17 protein-coding genes are annotated in these 15,702 nt (G+C 71.6%); 10 read left to right on the top strand and 7 right to left on the bottom strand.

All coding sequences use genetic code 11. The annotated features are described in order from the left end of the window. Positions 1 to 2 precede the first annotated feature (2 nt). Complete coding sequence (pspAB, locus tag AC3A3L_RS18890) at positions 3 to 575, top strand: PspA-associated protein PspAB (protein ID WP_487641583.1); 573 nt, start codon at positions 3 to 5, stop codon at positions 573 to 575. Continuing rightward, entirely contained in the window at positions 572 to 1,741 is a 1,170-nt protein-coding gene (locus tag AC3A3L_RS18885; RefSeq protein WP_487641582.1) for a GAF domain-containing sensor histidine kinase, read from the top strand. The genes pspAB and AC3A3L_RS18885 overlap by 4 nt, the downstream gene beginning before the upstream one ends. Before the next feature lie 25 nt (positions 1,742 to 1,766). Here the strand turns inward: AC3A3L_RS18885 and AC3A3L_RS18880 are convergent, their stop codons facing one another. Together AC3A3L_RS18880 and nadA are read right to left on the bottom strand one after the other, a co-directional pair. Next, positions 1,767 to 2,951, bottom strand: coding sequence for a winged helix DNA-binding domain-containing protein (locus AC3A3L_RS18880; RefSeq protein WP_487641581.1), 1,185 nt, complete (start codon positions 2,949 to 2,951; stop codon positions 1,767 to 1,769). Positions 2,952 to 2,971: 20 nt separating this feature from the next. After that, positions 2,972 to 4,156, bottom strand: a complete 1,185-nt coding sequence (gene nadA, locus AC3A3L_RS18875) for a quinolinate synthase NadA (RefSeq protein WP_487641580.1) — start codon at positions 4,154 to 4,156, stop codon at positions 2,972 to 2,974. A 107-nt stretch (positions 4,157 to 4,263) separates the two neighbouring features. On the opposite strand from nadA, the gene AC3A3L_RS18870 reads away from it, so the two are divergent. After that, the gene (locus tag AC3A3L_RS18870) at positions 4,264 to 5,490 is read left to right on the top strand and encodes a glucose-1-phosphate adenylyltransferase family protein (RefSeq protein WP_487641579.1); all 1,227 of its coding nucleotides are present in this window, start codon (positions 4,264 to 4,266) and stop codon (positions 5,488 to 5,490) included. 15 nt (positions 5,491 to 5,505) lie between these two features. On the opposite strand, the gene AC3A3L_RS18865 is transcribed toward AC3A3L_RS18870, so the two are convergent. After that, complete coding sequence (locus tag AC3A3L_RS18865) at positions 5,506 to 6,393, bottom strand: GNAT family N-acetyltransferase (RefSeq protein WP_487641578.1); 888 nt, start codon at positions 6,391 to 6,393, stop codon at positions 5,506 to 5,508. Then, positions 6,390 to 6,809, bottom strand: coding sequence for an SRPBCC family protein (locus AC3A3L_RS18860; RefSeq protein ID WP_487641577.1), 420 nt, complete (start codon positions 6,807 to 6,809; stop codon positions 6,390 to 6,392). Before AC3A3L_RS18860 ends, AC3A3L_RS18865 begins: the two co-directional genes overlap by 4 nt. A 41-nt stretch (positions 6,810 to 6,850) precedes the next feature. Here AC3A3L_RS18860 and AC3A3L_RS18855 point away from each other — a divergent pair, with 41 nt between their 5' ends. The 3 genes from AC3A3L_RS18855 to erpA all read left to right on the top strand — a co-directional run bounded on the left by AC3A3L_RS18855 (position 6,851) and on the right by erpA (position 9,664). Further along, the gene (locus AC3A3L_RS18855) at positions 6,851 to 7,933 is read left to right on the top strand and encodes a glycerate kinase family protein (RefSeq protein WP_487641576.1); all 1,083 of its coding nucleotides are present in this window, start codon (positions 6,851 to 6,853) and stop codon (positions 7,931 to 7,933) included. Between the two features lie 279 nt (positions 7,934 to 8,212). Then, positions 8,213 to 9,172 carry a hypothetical protein gene (locus tag AC3A3L_RS18850; protein WP_487641575.1) on the top strand — a complete coding sequence of 320 codons (960 nt, stop codon included), beginning with the start codon at positions 8,213 to 8,215 and terminating at the stop codon, positions 9,170 to 9,172. 132 nt (positions 9,173 to 9,304) lie between these two features. Further along, positions 9,305 to 9,664, top strand: a complete 360-nt coding sequence (gene erpA / locus AC3A3L_RS18845) for an iron-sulfur cluster insertion protein ErpA (protein WP_090971856.1) — start codon at positions 9,305 to 9,307, stop codon at positions 9,662 to 9,664. 77 nt (positions 9,665 to 9,741) lie between these two features. Here erpA and AC3A3L_RS18840 read toward each other — a convergent pair whose 3' ends face one another. Further along, a complete protein-coding gene (locus AC3A3L_RS18840) occupies positions 9,742 to 9,996 on the bottom strand; it encodes a hypothetical protein (RefSeq protein WP_487641574.1) in 255 nt (84 codons plus the stop codon). 64 nt (positions 9,997 to 10,060) lie between these two features. Here AC3A3L_RS18840 and AC3A3L_RS18835 point away from each other — a divergent pair, with 64 nt between their 5' ends. After that, positions 10,061 to 11,047 (top strand): carbohydrate kinase family protein, encoded by a 987-nt coding sequence (locus AC3A3L_RS18835; RefSeq protein WP_487641573.1) that lies wholly within the window; start codon positions 10,061 to 10,063, stop codon positions 11,045 to 11,047. 10 nt (positions 11,048 to 11,057) lie between these two features. Here AC3A3L_RS18835 and AC3A3L_RS18830 read toward each other — a convergent pair whose 3' ends face one another. Further along, a complete protein-coding gene (locus AC3A3L_RS18830; protein ID WP_487641572.1) occupies positions 11,058 to 11,312 on the bottom strand; it encodes a sulfurtransferase TusA family protein in 255 nt (84 codons plus the stop codon). Then, a complete protein-coding gene (locus AC3A3L_RS18825) occupies positions 11,309 to 12,439 on the bottom strand; it encodes a cysteine desulfurase family protein (RefSeq protein WP_487641571.1) in 1,131 nt (376 codons plus the stop codon). Before AC3A3L_RS18825 ends, AC3A3L_RS18830 begins: the two co-directional genes overlap by 4 nt. A 151-nt stretch (positions 12,440 to 12,590) precedes the next feature. Here AC3A3L_RS18825 and ctaC point away from each other — a divergent pair, with 151 nt between their 5' ends. The 3 genes from ctaC to AC3A3L_RS18810 are packed head-to-tail and all read left to right on the top strand — an operon-like array spanning position 12,591 to position 15,669. Further along, positions 12,591 to 13,502, top strand: a complete 912-nt coding sequence (gene ctaC, locus AC3A3L_RS18820; protein WP_487641570.1) for an aa3-type cytochrome oxidase subunit II — start codon at positions 12,591 to 12,593, stop codon at positions 13,500 to 13,502. Then, positions 13,499 to 15,274 carry an aa3-type cytochrome oxidase subunit I gene (ctaD, locus tag AC3A3L_RS18815; protein WP_487641569.1) on the top strand — a complete coding sequence of 592 codons (1,776 nt, stop codon included), beginning with the start codon at positions 13,499 to 13,501 and terminating at the stop codon, positions 15,272 to 15,274. Before ctaC ends, ctaD begins: the two co-directional genes overlap by 4 nt. Further along, complete coding sequence (locus AC3A3L_RS18810) at positions 15,271 to 15,669, top strand: cytochrome c oxidase subunit 4 (RefSeq protein ID WP_487641568.1); 399 nt, start codon at positions 15,271 to 15,273, stop codon at positions 15,667 to 15,669. The genes ctaD and AC3A3L_RS18810 overlap by 4 nt, the downstream gene beginning before the upstream one ends. Positions 15,670 to 15,702: the final 33 nt, after the last annotated feature.

Here is a 15,702-nt window from a genome sequence, read left to right as displayed (position 1 = left end):
CGATGGGTCTCTGGGAGGCGATGCGCGGGCGGACCCAGCCCAAGCGCAACAACCTCGACGCGCTGTTCCACGTGCCGAGCGCCGCGATCACGCTCCAGACCGCGCTGGGGTTCGAGCCCACCGGCACCGGGTCGGTCTGCTACCGCTCGGCGGCCGGGGCGGCGTTCGCCCAGACGCAGGCCGACGTGCTGGCCCTCGTCCGCGACGACGCCGAGGCCCCCGACGTCGAGGTCACCCAGGACGACTTCGGCTTCACCTGGCTCGTCGTGGCCGGCGCCCAGGACGACGTCGCCGGGTTGTGCACCGACCTCCACGCCGTGAACACCACGCTCGAGCTCAACGGCTTCGCCTCGGGGTTGCTGTGCTCGATGGTGCCGTTCGCCAACGCGTCGGGCCAGCGCTTCGGGCTCACCTACCTCTACAAGCAGGGCACGTTCTACCCGTTCGCACCCACGGGCGAGCAGACGCGCGACACGCTGCTGGAGCTGTCGGTGCGTGACCTGCTGGGCGCGGAGCTCCCGATGGAGCCCGACCTCCAGCGCTGGCTGGCGGTCTGGAAGGCTCCGGGGCTGTGAAGGACCCCGAGGCACGCGACCGCTCGATCGCGGCGTACGACGTCGTCGGAGGAGGGGCGCGCCGCGAGCTGGACTCCCTCGTGGAGCTGGCCGCCCAGGTGGCGGGCGTGCCCTTCGCCGCCGTCAACCTGCTGAGCTCGCACTCGCAGCACCAGGTCGCGACAGCCGGGTTCGAGGGCGCGGACTCGCCGGTCGACCACTCGATGTGCCGGCTCGTGGTGGAGAGCGGCAAGCCGATCATGCTTGAGGACGCCGGCAGTGACGTGCGCTTCGCGGAGAACCCGTGGACGACGGGCGAGATCGGCGACGTGAAGTACTACGGCTCCCACCCGCTCACGACGCCCGCCGGCGTCACCATCGGCACCCTCTGCGTCTTCGACGAGCGGTCCCACGTGGTGACCCCTCAGGCGGCCCGCGGCCTGGCCCAGCTCGCCGACCGCGTGGTGGACGTGCTCGAGCTCGAGCTCACCTCGCGCCGCCTCGGCGAGGCCAACGCCCGGCTCAGCACCTCCAACGAGCGCCTCGCGCACTTCGCCGGCCAGGTCAGCCACGACCTCAAGAACCCGCTGACCTCGATCTCGCTGTCGCTGGAGACGCTCGAGCTCGACATCGAGGACCCTGACCTGCTCGACACCCTGGCCCGGGCCCGCCGCGGCGTCGACCGGATGACCGACCTGATCAACAACCTGCTGGAGTTCGCCCAGCAGGGCGAGGCGCCGGGGGAGGAGGTCGTCGACCTCGCCGTGGAGATGCGGTCGGCGCTCGACGACCTCGCCGGTCGGATCCCCGGCGAGCAGGTGGACGTGGGGGACCTGCCGCTCGTGCGTGGCGACGCCGGCCAGCTGCGGTCGGTGCTGATGAACCTCGTCGACAACGCGGCGAAGTTCACCGTCCCGGGGGAGCAGCCCGACGTCGAGGTCGACTCCGTGCCGATCGACGGGCACCACCGCGTCGAGGTGCGCGACCGGGGCCGCGGGATCCCCGAGGACAAGCGCGAGCGGGTGTTCGCGCCGCTGGCCCGCCTCGACAAGACCGTGGAGGGTTCCGGCATCGGTCTGGCGACGTGTCGGCGGATCGTCGAGGCCCACGGCGGCCGGATGGGCGTCGACGACCGCGAGGGCGGCGGAGCAGTGTTCTGGTTCGAGCTGCCGCGCGCGGACGCCTGAACGGCTCGCCGGCTCGGCCGGGCGCTCAGGGGAGCCTGGCCTGCTTCATCTGCCGCGAGGCGTAGACGTTGCCGACCACCGTGCCGTCGAGCCACGTGGTGAGCCGCTGGGCCTCGGCCTCCAGCGCGGCGAGCCCGTCGGGTCCCACGTCCTCGAGCAGGGACAGCCGCACCACGCCCTCCTCGTCCTGCACCCAGCAGCCAACGATGCGACCGTCCCACCAGGCCGTGGTCCCGGCGTTGCCGTTGGTGTCGAAGAGGTAGGGGACGTGCTCGGGGGCGAGGTAGAAGCCGCGCGCCCTCCAGCCCATCACGGTCGGGTCGAGGGTCGGCAGCAGGGCCGCCCACGGCTCGACCGGCCCGGTGTCCTCGTCGGAGGGGTGGACCCAGCCGGTCGTCCCGTCGTCGAGATCGACCTCGACGGCGCCGACGTCGGCGAGCGCGCGGGTGACGGCGGTCTTCGTCGACCCCAGCCACCACTGGATGTCGGCGGCCGTCCCGGGTCCGAAGGTGAGCAGCCACTGGTGCACCAACGCCGCGTAGCCGGCGTCCTCCGCGAGCGGCTCGGCCACCTCGCCGAGCCAGTCCTCGGCGGTCGTCCAGGTCGGCGCGTTGCGCCGCCAGTGCCCGGCGTTGCGCCCCCGGACCACCTTTCCCTCGAGGCCGAGGTGGGTGAGCACCCACGGCGCGACCGGGACGGGGCGGTCCCACGGCTTGTCGGTGGTGCCGCCAACGGTCCCGGCCAGCTCGGGGACCTCGGCGCGCAGCTCGGCGGTGGTGGCCGGTCCCGCGGCCAGGCGCGCGAGCGTCGCGTCGCGGGCGGCGTCGAGCCAGGCCTCCCCGTCGGCGGCGATCCCGGCGCCCGCGATCGCCTTGGCGACGCGCTTGCGCTCCGAGGTCGCGACCCGGGCCGAAGCGCTGCCCCAGGCCGCGGGCAGCAGGTCGCGGGGGAAGACGAACAGGGTCCGTCGCATCGCGAGCTGCTTCACCACCGAGCGGGCGTCGTACAGCTCCGCGTCGACGTCCTCGGGCTTCAGGCCCTCGGCGCGGGCGGCGACCGCGAGGTGGACGGTGGCCGCCTCGGTCGCGTGCAGGACCGTCATCGCACGGGTCACCGCGGCGACGTCGGCCAGCCGGTGCCCGGGTGCCAGCGCGTGGCGTACGGCGATCCGGGCGCGCCGCTCGGAGTCGGTGACCCGTCGTCGTGCCATCGTCGTCCCCCGGCCGGTCGTCAGTCGCGGTGCGACTTGCCGGGCAGGTCGAGCATCCGCTGGAGCGCCACCAGCGCGTCGGACTCCGTGTCGGGGTCGACGGTGACCCGGTTGACGACCGTGCCGGCGACGAGGCTCTCGAGCGCCCACACGAAATGCGGGAGGTCGATGCGGTTCATCGTCGAGCAGTAGCAGACGTTGCGGTCGAGGAAGACGATCGTCTTGTCGGGGTGGGCGTCCGCGAGGCGCTTGACCAGGTTCAGCTCGGTGCCGATGGCCCACACCGTGCCGGGCTCGGCGGCCTCGATGGTCTTGATGATGAACTCGGTGGAGCCGACCAGGTCGGCCTTGAGCACCACCTCGTGCTTGCACTCGGGGTGGACCAGCACGTTGATGCCGGGGTGCTGGGCGCGCAGCTCGTCGACCACGTCCTCGGAGAAGCGGCCGTGCACGGAGCAGTGGCCCTTCCACAGGATCATCCGCGCCCGCTGCAGCTCCTCGGCCGTCAGGCCGCCGCCGGGCTGCAGCGGGTCCCACACGACGCACTCGTCGAGGCCGATGCCCATCTGGAGCACCGCGGTGTTGCGGCCGAGGTGCTGGTCGGGGAGGAAGAGCACCTTGGCGCCGTCCTCGAGGTGGGCCTTCTGCTGGAACGCCCAGTCGAGAGCGACGTCCGCGTTGGACGAGGTGCAGACGACGCCCCCGTTGCGCCCGCAGAACGCCTTGATGTCGGCGCTGGAGTTCATGTAGGTCACCGGCACCACGGCGTCCTGGACGCCCGCGTCGGCCATCGCGTCCCACGCGTCCTCGACCTGGCGCAGCCGGGCCATGTCGGCCATCGAGCAGCCGGCGGCCAGGTCGGGGAGGACCACCTGCTGGTCGGGCGAGGTGAGGATGTCGGCGGACTCCGCCATGAAGTGGACGCCGCAGAAGACGATGAACTCGGCGTCGGGTCGGGCCGCCGCGTCGCGGGCCAGCTTGAAGGAGTCGCCGGTGACGTCGGCGAACTGGATGACCTCGTCGCGCTGGTAGTGGTGTCCCAGCACGAAGACCCGCTCGCCCAGCGCCTCCTTGGCGGCACGCGCCCTCTCCACCAGGTCGGGGTCGGACGCCGCAGGCAGGTCACCGGGGCACTCCACGCCACGCTCGGCGTCGAGGTCGCGGCCCTTGCCGAGAGGGAGGAGCGGCAGGTCGACGAGGCTCATGCAGGCGATCCTATGGCGGGTCCCGGGGCGCCCAGCAGCCGCTCACCGCACGCGGACGACCCGACGGGGTGGGCGCACCGGCCCCTCGGGGGTGCCATGCTCTGCCCATGCCACGACGCGGTGAGGTGCTGGCCCTGGTGCAGGCCGGGGGCCAGGGGTCCCGGATGGACGTGCTGACGCGGGAGCGCGCCAAGCCCGCGCTGCCCTACGGCGGGGTGCACCGGCTGATCGACTTCGCCCTGTCGGGGCTCGTGCACGCCGACCTGGCCGACGTGTGGGTGTCGCTCGAGTACCAGGTGACGTCGATCGACGACTACCTCTCCGGTGGTCGCCCGTGGAGCCTGGACCGCAACCGCGGGGGCTTCCGTCGCATCGTCCCCCAGACGGGCACCGGCCCGGCGACGGAGAGCGGCTTCGCCCACGGCAACGGCGACCTGCTGCTGCGGATGTCGGCCGACATCGAGTCGTTCGGGGCGCGCACGCTCGCGGTGTGCAGCGCCGACCACGTCTTCAACATGGACCTCGCCCCCGTGATCGAGGAGCACGTGGCTGCCGGTCGCGTGGCCACGGTGCTGACCAGCGAGGTCACCAAGAAGGACGCCTCGGACAACGTCGTGGTCCTCGCCGGTCGCGACGGCACGATCACCGGCGTCGAGAACAAGCCCTCCCGGCCGTCGGCCGGCACCGTGGCGACCGAGGTGTTCCTCTACGACACCGAGGCGCTTCTCGGTGCCCTCCGCGACCTCCGTCGCGAGCTCTCGGCGGAGGCGGACGACGACGACAGCGGCATCGGCGACTTCGGCGAGCACCTCCTGCCGCGCCTGGTGGACACCGGCAAGGCTGTCGCGGTCCCGCTGACCGGCTACTGGCGCGACGTCGGGCAGCCGGGGCTCTACCTCCAGTCCCACCGCGACCTGCTCGCCGGCCGTGTCGACGTCTTCGACCACCCCGGCCGGCCGGTCATCTCGCACTGGCCCGACCGGCCCGCCGCCCGCGTGCGGGCGACGGGGGAGTGCCGCGACTCGCTGATGTCGCCCGGCGCGGACGTCGCCGGGCTCGTCGTCGGCAGCGTGCTGGGACCGGGCGTCGTCGTGGAGAAGGGCGCGGAGGTGCACGACAGCGTGGTGATGGAGGACTGCGTCATCCGGGCGGGGTCAGTGGTGCGCACGGCCGTCGTCGACGAGCGGTCGGAGGTGCTCGCGAAGGCCCGGGTGGGCGCGGAGCCGTCGCGGCGCGTGGCCCACGACGACGACCTCGTGCTGGTCGGTCGCGACTCCCGCGTCTCGGGCGTCGTCGCGGCCGGCGCGCGCCTGGAGCCGGGCTCGGCGACCTGACGCCCCAGGCTCGCGCTACAGCAGCGAGCCGTGGTGGAGGTACGGCGTCGGGGGCTTCATCCGGCGCAGGCACAGGTAGCCGTTGGTGTAGATCGCCATCCGCGCCGCGAGCCCCACGTCGAGCGCCCAGGCGTTCGCGGAGGTGATGTGGTGCACCGACACCTGCGCGCCCGGCGACGACGACGCCAGCGCCTCCCACATCAGCCCCGACGCCGTACGCCGGTTGGTGGCGGCCACGAGCACCGGTGAGCCGTCGTCGTCGACGTAGGCGTAGCCGGACCCGGTCGAGTGGTCGGTGACGACCAGCCTGAACTGCGCGAGCAGCAGGTCGTGGTCGCCGAGGTGGGCCGCGCCGCGCGTGCGCCGGTCGACGGAGTTCATCAGGTCCGCGTCACCGGCCGTCCCCTCGCGGACGCGGTCGACCACCGGGATCGCCCTGCGGTCGACCACTCCCGTGAGCATCATCTGCGGGTGCAGGTCGAAGCCGGCGAGCCGGTAGCGACGTACGGCACCCGGGTCGGCGCTCGCGGCGAACATGCCCCGCAGGCACCCCCGGCCGTGGTGCAGGGCCGCCGCCATCAGCTCGGTGCCGATGCCGCGGCCCTGGTGCTCCGGCCGGACGGCGAACGACGCCAGGATCCACATCAGCTCGCGGACCCGGGACACGGCCCCGCCGACGACCTCGCCGTCGACCTCGGCGACCCAGCAGCCGCCCGGGTCGGTGACCAGCGCCCGGCCGGTCCGACGGATCCAGTGCGCGTTGCGGGTAGCGGGACGGCGTACGGGATCGGGCCAGGCGCGCTGGTGGGTGCGGGTGTCGACCTCGTGGTAGGAGGTCGCGGTGATCTCGGCGAACGCCTCGAGGTCCTCCACGCGCATCGGCCGGACGACCGGCGCGGTCACGACACGTGTGCGGCGTAGCGCCGGAGCAGGTCGTCCCAGTGGGTGTACTTCGCGCGGACGTCCTCGCTGCCGTCGGCCCAGCCGCCGTGCTCGAGGTGCACCAGCGTGCCGCCGCCGTCCGCGTCGGTGAACCTCACGTCCAGGCGGGTCGGCTCCTCCTCGGCGTGGCCGAGCCAGAACTCCTGCGTGTAGTGGCCGATCGGGTCCCACTTCGTGACTCGGCCCCAGACGTACTGCTCGTCGCCGTGCACCGAGGCGACCGGGCCGTTCGGGTCGATGGCGATGCCGTTGAAGGTCGGCGGGTCGGGGCTGAGCATCGGGTCCCACCACTCGCCCATCTGCGCGGTGAAGCCGACGAAGGCCTCGGTCGGGGTCACCGGGACCGTGATCTCGGCGGTGATGGGCTCGATACTCATGCGCCCAGCATGCCTGACGCACCCGCTGCAAGGATGCTGCCATGCGCGTGCTGATCGCCCCGGACAAGTTCGCCGGCACCCTGACCGCGGTGCAGGCCGCGGAGGCGGTGGCGAGCGGGTGGCGACGGCACGCACCGGACGACGTGCTCGACCTCGCGCCGATGGCCGACGGCGGCCCCGGCTTCGTCGACGTCCTGCACGCGGCGCTCGGAGGCTCGCTCGACGCCGTGACGGTCAGCGGGCCGCACGGCGATCCCGTTCCCGCCGTGGTGCTGCGGGTGGGCACGACGGCGTACGTCGAGAGCGCCCAGGCCGCCGGCCTGCACCTGGTCTCCGGTCCCGTCGAGACCGCCTCGAGCGCGGGCGTGGGCGAGCTCGTCCTGGCCGCGGTGGCCGGCGGCGCGACGACCGTTGTCGTCGGGCTGGGCGGGACCGGCACCAACGACGGGGGCGCGGGCGTCCTGGCTGCGCTCGGGGCGCAGGGCGACGGCGTGCTCGACGGCGGCGCCGCGCCGCTGGCGTCCGTCACCGACGTCGACCTCTCGGCGGCCCGCGAGCGGCTGGAGGGCGTCACGCTCGTCGCGGCGAGCGACGTGGACAACCCCCTGACGGGGCTCTTCGGGGCCACGAAGACCTTCGGCCCCCAGAAGGGCGTCGCAGAGGACCGGATCGCCGAGGTCGACGGGTGGCTGGAGGCCTTCGCCGCCGCCACCGACCGGCGTACGTCCCTGGAGAAGGGGGCCGGGGCCGCCGGCGGGATCGGCTACGCCCTCCTCGTCCTCGGCGCCCGGCGGGAGCCGGGCATCGGACTGGTCGCGTCAGCGGTCTCGCTCGCCGACCGGGCCCGCGCAGCCGACCTGGTCGTGACGGGCGAGGGCGCCTTCGACTTCTCGAGCCGCGCCGGCAAGGTGCCCTACGGCGTCGCCGCCGTCGCCTCCGAGGCCCTCCGCCCCTGCATCGCCCTCGCCGGGCAGGTGCTCGTCGGATCGCGCGAGATGCGCGCCCTCGGAATCGAGTCGGCGTACTCCCTCGTCGACCTCGTGGGGGAGGAGCGCGCCTTCGCCGCCCCCGCCGACGCGCTCGCCGACCTCGCCGCCCGCGTCGCGCGCACCTGGTCGCGCTGAGGGTCTGGCCCCTTCCCGGCCCCCGTCCCTTCAGGGTGGCGGCTAGCGACATCGATCGACCTGCGGCAGCTGTCGTACGCCGCCATTGTGGCGGCACCGCCCGTCGAGAGTGGCGGCTAGAGACATCGATCGGCCTGCGGCAGCTGTCGTACGCCGCCAGGGTCGCGGCGACTTGCGACCGGTCCTCTACGCGTCCACAAGTCACTCGCAGCACGCGTCGTCCACAGCGAGAAGGTAGTCGCTCGGCGACGGACGATCGATCCGCTCCACGCTCCACCGATGACCTCCGGTGCACACAACCATCCTTTCCCCGGCACGCGGCCGAAGGCAGTCCGCGGCCAACCGCGGCTCACGGCGTACGTCAGGGAGACGCGCGGTGCGCACCGGCTGGCCGAGCTGGACGACGGTGTCGGCGCGTTGCATGCCTGGCAGCTGCTGATGTCCGACCACAACTGCTTCACAGCGCTGACGTCCGCCCGCGTGCGGGGCTGGTGGCTACCGCCGATCCCCGTTGGCGTACCGGTCTTCATGGCCATGGGCCTCGACGACCCGCGTCCTATGCGGTCCGGTGTCCTCACGAGCCGTCACACGAGGATGATCGGCTTTGAGGAGATCAACGACCTCCGTTGCGCCGACGTCGCAGAGACCCTGCTGGCCTGTGGGCGCTGGCTCAGCCTGCTCGACATGGTGGTGCTGGTCGACTGCGTGCTGCACCTCGAACTCGCCACGAGGGACGAGATCGAGGAGGTGATCCGCCCGCGACGACCTGGCGCGCGCGGGTTGCGGGAGGCGCTGGCGATGGCCGACGAAAGATCCGAGTCCGTCTTCGAGACCCTCCTCAGGCTGCTCCATGTCTGGTGCGAGGTCGAGGTCATGCCGCAGCGCGAGGTCGTCGACGTCGACGGCGTCCTGGTCGCGCGCGTCGACCTCTGGCTGGTCGGCACCGACTCCGTGCACGAGTACGACGGCGACGAGCACGAGAAGGTGCCGCGGAGGGTCAAGGACCGCCGCCGCGACCGCAAGCTGGACAGAGCAGGGTTGGTCCGCCGCGGATTCACGTCGGGAGACCTGCTGCACCGCCCGGTCACGATCCTCGAAGACGCCGATCGTGCGATCGGCCGGCCACACGACCCGTCGCGCATCCGCATCTGGACCAGTCATCTTCGCGACTCGCTGTTCACTCCCGCGGGTCAGGCAGCCTTCCTCCGCCGGGTAGGCGGCGGCGTCGGTGGCGGCTAGCGACATCGAACTGGGTGCGCTGAATGTCGTCCGCCACCACCCTCGGTCCGCCCGAACCCCGCGAGACCGGGGAATAACCCGCGGTGTGCGACCATTGAGGCAAGCAGTACCCGAGACTCCTGGAGTGATGAGATGACCGAGCAGGTCGAGACCACTGAGCGCCGCACCGACCAGATCAACCTCTCCGCTGTCGCCGCCGGCAAGGTGAAGAGCCTCCTCGAGCAGGAGGGTCGTGACGACCTCGCCCTGCGGATCTCCGTGCAGCCGGGTGGCTGCTCGGGCCTCCGCTACCAGCTCTTCTTCGACGAGCGCACCCTCGACGGCGACGTGACCACCGACTTCGACGGCGTGACCGTGGTCGTCGACCGGATGAGCGTCCCCTACCTCAACGGTGCCGAGATCGACTTCGTCGACACCATCGAGAAGCAGGGGTTCACGATCGACAACCCCAACGCCACCGGCTCCTGCGCGTGCGGCGACTCGTTCCACTGATCTGACACAGACGAAGGGCCCCAGCCGACCGGCTGGGGCCCTTCGTCGTGCCTGAGGCTGCTTCTCGGCCCTCCGGGTCAGTCCAGGTGCAGGTGGAGCGCGTTGGCGATGCGGGCGGCGGCGTCGGAGACCCGGATCTCCCGCTTGCCGACCTCGGGCGGGTAGTCGTCGAAGCGCAGGCTGGGCGCGGGGGCCACGGCGGCCCGGGCGGCGCGCTCGAGCCGGCTCTGCAGGCCGAGGTTGCGGCTGGTCTCCCGGCCGTCGGCAGCCATCTCGGCAGGGGTGCCCAGCTCGTCGCTGAAGAGGGGTGAGGGGCGGCGGGACGTCGTCATGGAGTCGACGCTATTGGCTACTGATGCGTATCCCGAGCAGTACCGCGGGGTAGTGTCTCGCCGCGTGTCCCTCCTCGTAGCCGGATCCATCGCGACCGACCACCTGATGTCGTTCCCGGGCAGGTTCGCCGACAGCCTGGTGGTGGACCAGCTCGACAAGCTCTCGGTGTCCTTCCTCGTCGAGGACCTGGAGGTACGCCGCGGCGGCTGCGCCGCCAACATCTGCTTCGGCCTGGGCAACCTGGGCCTGCGCCCCGTGCTCGTCGGGGCGGTCGGCGAGGACTTCGCCGAGTACCGCTCGTGGCTCGAGCGCCACAACGTCGACTGCGACTCGGTGCACGTCTCCGAGACCCGTCACACCGCGCGCTTCGTGTGCACCAACGACAGCGCGCACGCGCAGATCGCCAGCTTCTACGCCGGCGCGATGAGCGAGTCCCGCGAGATCGAGCTCAAGCCGATCGTCGACCGGGTCGGCGCCCCCGACTACGTGATCATCGGCCCGGACGACCCGGAGGGGATGCTCCGCCACACCGAGGAGTGCCGCCAGCGCGGCTACCGGTTCCTGGCCGACCCCTCCCAGCAGCTGGCGTTCGGCGACGGCGACCTGATCCGGCCGCTCATCGACGGCGCGGACATCCTGTTCTCCAACGAGTACGAGGCCAGCCTCATCACCCAGAAGACCGGGTGGAGCCGCGACGAGGTCCTCTCGCGCGTCGGCACCTGGGTGGTCACCCTGGGCGCGGACGGCGTCCGCATCGACCGCAGGGGCGAGGAGTCCGTCGTCGTCGCGGCTGTCCCGGAGATCGAGAAGGTCGAGCCGACCGGGGTGGGCGACGCCTTCCGCGCCGGCTTCCTCGCCGCCCTCACCTGGGACCTCGACCACGAGCGGGCCGCCCAGCTCGGCTGCCTGCTCGCCGTCCACGTGGTGGAGAAGGTCGGCACCCAGGAGTACGAGATCTCCCGCGCCGCCTTCCTCGAGCGCTGCGCGGCGACCTACGGCGACGCGGCCGCCGCCGACTTCGAGCCGCACCTGCGCACCATCCGGCCGTGACCGGCGAGCGTCAGGTGAGCCGTCGTACGACGTAGCGCGGCGCGCCGTCGTCCGCGGCGTCGGTCCTGACGAGCTCCTGGCCCTTCATCCGGCACCACGCCGGTACGTCGACCGCTGCCGCGGGGTCGTGGGCGACCACGGCGAGCAGCTCGCCTACCTCCACGTCGCCGAGGTGCCGGGCCAGCTCGATGACCGGCATCGGGCACGGCACCTCACGGCAGTCGAGCTCGAGCACGACGTCGGGGCGTCCAGCGGGAGGCGTCACAGGCCCACCCGCGAACGGATCTCGGCGACCACGCCGGGCAGGGCGTCGCAGAAGGCGTCGACGTCGGCGCGCGTCGCGTCGCGCTGCACCGAGAACCGGACGTTGCCGTGGGTCAGCACGCCCATCGCCTCGAGCACGTGGCTCGGGGTCAGGGTCGAGGCGGTGCACGCCGACCCGCTGGCGATGAAGAAGCCGCGCCGGTCCAGCTCGGTCACCAGCGCCTCGCCGTCGACGTAGAGGCACGAGAACGTCACCAGGTGCGGCAGCCGGTGGTCGGGGTCGCCGACGACCTCGACGTCGGGCACCTCCGCCGCCACCCGCTGCCGTACGACGTCCACGAGCTCGTGCTGGCGCGCGTTGACCTCGTCGCGCTCGGCCACCACCGCCTGCAGCGAGGCCGCCGCCGCGAGGACCGCGGGGACGTTCTCGAAGCCGGTCGAGCGCTCGTCGACGCGGTCGTCGCCGGGGAACGGGTTGCGCCACCGGGCCCGCTTGCGGACGAGCAGGATCCCGACGCCCGCGGGACCACCCCACTTGTGGGCGGAGCCGGCGGCTGCGGCCCAGCCGTCGGGCAGCGGCAGCCGGCCCATGGAGGCGCACGCGTCGGTGAAGAGCGGGACGTCGTCGGGCAGGTCGATCCCGCCCACCGGCTGGAGGGTGCCCACCTCGTGGTTGGCGGTCTGCAGGGCGACGACGCCGACGTCGGGGGAGCGGGCGCCCCCGACGAGCCCGTCGAGGTCGACGCGGCCCGACCGGTCGACCGGCACCTCCGGGCCGCCATCGGCTCCCCACGCCACCGCGTGCCGCACGGCTGAGTGCTCGACGGGGGAGTGCACGACCTGGGTGCCGCGCCGCGAGCCCCGCAGCAGCCCCAGCAGCCCGAGGTGGACGGCGTGGGTGCCGCTGGGGGTGAAGGTGACCTCGTCGGGCCGCACGCCCAGCGCGCCGGCCGTGGCCTCCCGCGCGTTGTCGAGCAGCAGCCGCGCCTCCCGGCCTGCGCGGTGCAGCCGGCGCGGGTCGGCGTACCCCCTGTCGAGGGCGGCGAGGAGCACCTCGCGCGCGGCCGGGTGCAGCGGCGCCGAGGACGCGCTGTCGAGGTCCGCGGACCGGGCCGGAGAGGCAGTCACAAGGGCAACTTATGCCACACCGAGGGCCGCCGACGCGGGCGGACGGACCCTGACCTGCGCAGATCGGGCGACACCCGACCCTGCCCCGCACGGCGCGGTCAGATGGGGATACCCTCTCTGTGTCGAGAAGGACCGAGAGAGAGGCTCGTCAGTGGGTCTGCAAGTCCCCAACCTTTCAGGCGCGCCCCTGAGGCGCACCCTGAAGGTCGCGCTGCTGGGCGTGACGATGCTGGTGCTGGCCGGATGTTCCGAGGCCGACACGCACCAGATCCGCAACCTCGCGATGCCCGATCGGGCCAGCGCCGAAGGTCCCTACACCTACGAGCTCTGGAAGTGGGCCTGGGTCGCCGCCATGGTGACCGGCGTCATCGTCTGGGGCCTGATCTTCTACGCCGTGGTGAAGTTCCGTCGCCGCAGCGACGACGAGGTGCCGCGGCAGACGCGCTACAACCTGCCGCTCGAGGTGTTCTACACGATCGCCCCGGTCCTGATGTGCGTCGTGTTCTTCTTCCACACCGTGCGGGTGCAGGACGAGGTGCTCAACCTCGACCCCGAGCCCGACATGACCGTCGAGGTGCTCGGCCAGCAGTGGTCGTGGACCTTCAACCACGGTGTGGGCGAGCAGGACCCGTCCGCGGCGGGTGAGGGCGACGACTTCGCCTACGACTCCTACGTCTACACGTCCGGCACCGGCGCGCAGATCCCGACGCTCGTCCTGCCGGTCGACCAGACCATCCAGTTCAACCTCCACTCGCCCGACGTGATCCACGACTTCGGCGTGCCCTCCTTCCTCGTGAAGATGGACGTCATCCCGGGCCGGGTCAACCGGCTCCAGGTCACCCCGACCGTCGAGGGCACCTACGCCGGCAAGTGCTACGAGCTCTGCGGTGTCTCCCACTCGCGGATGCTCTTCAACGTCGAGGTCGTCAGCCAGGAGGAGTACGACGCCTACCTCGGCGAGCTGGCAGACGCCGGCAACACCGCCGAGCTGCCCGTGCTCGGTGGCGACTACGTCCGCGAGCAAGCGGGTCTCGACGACGACTCGGAAGGACACAGCGAGTGAGCGCTGCAACCACAGCCACCCCGCACGCAGCGGCACCTCCGCCGGAGCGCAAGAAGCAGCTCGGCGAGCAGGCGGTTCGGATCCTGACCACGACCGACCACAAGCTGATCGGCAAGATGTACCTGATCACCTCGTTCGGGTGGTTCCTGGTCGCCGGCCTGATGGCCATGCTGATCCGCTCCGAGCTGGCCTTCCCCGGCCAGCAGATCGTCAACGACCAGCTCTACAACCAGCTGTTCACGATGCACGGCACGATCATGCTGCTGCTGTTCGCGACGCCGCTGTTCTTCGGCTTCGCCAACGTGATCATGCCGCTGCAGATCGGCGCTCCCGACGTGGCGTTCCCGCGCCTCAACATGTTCAGCTACTGGCTGTTCCTGTTCGGCGGCCTGATCGCCGCGTCCGGCTTCCTGACGCCCTCGGGTGCGGCCGACTTCGGCTGGTTCGCCTACACGCCGCTCTCCGACGCCGTCCGCAGCCCGGGCGTGGGTGGCGACCTCTGGATCATGGGCCTCTGGATGGCCGGTCTCGGCTCGATCCTCGGTGGCGTCAACTTCATCACCACCATCATCTGCATGCGCGCACCCGGCATGACGATGTTCCGGATGCCGATCTTCGTGTGGAACACGCTGATCACCAGCATGCTCGTGATCATGGTGTTCCCGATCCTCGCGGGTGCCCTGCTCTCGCTGGAGGCCGACCGGATCCTCGGGGCGCACGTGTTCGACCCGTCGCACGGCGGACCGATCCTGTGGCAGCACCTGTTCTGGTTCTTCGGCCACCCGGAGGTCTACATCATCGCGCTGCCGTTCTTCGGCATCGTGTCGGAGGTCCTGCCGGTCTTCAGCCGCAAGCCGATCTTCGGCTACGTCGGCCTGGTCGCCGCGACCCTCGGCATCGCGATGCTGTCGGTCGCCGTGTGGGCGCACCACATGTTCGTCACCGGCGCGGTGGACCTGCCGTTCTTCTCCGGCATGACCTTCCTCATCGCCGTGCCGACAGGCGTGAAGTTCTTCAACTGGATCGGAACGATGTGGGGCGGATCGGTGTCGTTCGACACCCCGATGCTGTGGTCGATCGGCTTCCTCGTGACGTTCCTCTTCGGCGGCCTCACCGGTGTCATCCTGGCCAGCCCGCCGCTGGACTTCCACGTGTCCGACTCCTACTTCGTGGTGGCGCACTTCCACTACGTCGTCTTCGGCACCGTGGTGTTCGCGATGTTCGCCGGGTTCTACTTCTGGTGGCCCAAGATGACCGGCCGGATGCTCGACGAGCGCCTGGGCAAGGTGCACTTCTGGATCCTGTTCGTCGGCTTCCACACCACGTTCCTCGTCCAGCACTGGCTGGGTGTCGAGGGCATGCCGCGTCGCTACGCCGACTACCTGCCCGAGGACGGCTTCACCACGCTCAACCAGATCTCGACGGTGGGCTCGTTCCTCCTGGCCGCCTCGACGCTGCCGTTCCTGCTCAACGTCTACCTCTCGGCCAAGGCGCCGAAGGTGCTCGTGGACGACCCGTGGGGCTGGGGCCGCTCGCTCGAGTGGGCGACCAGCTGCCCGCCGCCGCGCCACAACTTCCACACGCTGCCGCGCATCCGCTCCGAGTCGCCTGCCTTCGACCTGCACCACCCGGAGGTGGCGCTGCTCGAGCTGTCCGACAACCCGGCTGAGAGCAACGGCGACGTGGCCGACGCGCCCGAGGTCCACGGCCGCGAGGAGATGCTGCGCGACCGTGCCGACACGAGCACGCCGACCGAGGAGGAGAATCGATGAAGGCCGAGGCATGGATCTTCGGGATCACCACCGTCTTCGTGGCAGTGGTGGCCCCCGGCTACTGGTTCCTCTCCGGGGACTGGACCGGCACCTCCGCGCTGGTGATGACCGCGCTCCTCACCGCGATGATCACCCTCTACCTCGGGTTCCACGCCTCGCGGATGGACCCGCGGCCGGAGGACCGCAAGGAGGGCGAGATCGCCGACGGCGCCGGCGAGCTGGGCTTCTTCCCGCCCTACTCCTGGTGGCCACTGTGGTGCGCCCTCGCCCTCGGCGTGATGGTCTACGGCGTCGCGATGTCGGCCTGGTGGCTGGTCATCATCGGCTTCACCGCCGGTGCGGTCGTCACCTGTGGGTTCGTCTTCGAGTACTACCGGGGTGAGCACGCCCACTGAGCCGCGCCCCTGCATGGGAATTCAGGAAGAACC

The sequence above is a fragment of the Nocardioides sp. Soil_C_8 genome, from assembly GCF_057656315.1.
The sequence above is the reverse complement of the archived record's forward strand: the minus strand, read 5'-3'. Positions and strand labels throughout refer to the sequence as shown.

Coding starts and splice junctions, on each gene's coding strand:
- AC3A3L_RS18855 (WP_487641576.1), top strand. CDS start 6,851: ATGCGCGTGCTGATCGCCCCGGACAAGTTCGCCGGCACCCTGACCGCG.
- AC3A3L_RS18870 (WP_487641579.1), top strand. CDS start 4,264: ATGCCACGACGCGGTGAGGTGCTGGCCCTGGTGCAGGCCGGGGGCCAG.
- AC3A3L_RS18850 (WP_487641575.1), top strand. CDS start 8,213: ATGACCTCCGGTGCACACAACCATCCTTTCCCCGGCACGCGGCCGAAG.
- AC3A3L_RS18880 (WP_487641581.1), bottom strand. CDS start 2,951: ATGGCACGACGACGGGTCACCGACTCCGAGCGGCGCGCCCGGATCGCC.
- AC3A3L_RS18860 (WP_487641577.1), bottom strand. CDS start 6,809: ATGAGTATCGAGCCCATCACCGCCGAGATCACGGTCCCGGTGACCCCG.
- AC3A3L_RS18810 (WP_487641568.1), top strand. CDS start 15,271: ATGAAGGCCGAGGCATGGATCTTCGGGATCACCACCGTCTTCGTGGCA.
- nadA (WP_487641580.1), bottom strand. CDS start 4,156: ATGAGCCTCGTCGACCTGCCGCTCCTCCCTCTCGGCAAGGGCCGCGAC.
- pspAB (WP_487641583.1), top strand. CDS start 3: ATGGGTCTCTGGGAGGCGATGCGCGGGCGGACCCAGCCCAAGCGCAAC.
- AC3A3L_RS18840 (WP_487641574.1), bottom strand. CDS start 9,996: ATGACGACGTCCCGCCGCCCCTCACCCCTCTTCAGCGACGAGCTGGGC.
- erpA (WP_090971856.1), top strand. CDS start 9,305: ATGACCGAGCAGGTCGAGACCACTGAGCGCCGCACCGACCAGATCAAC.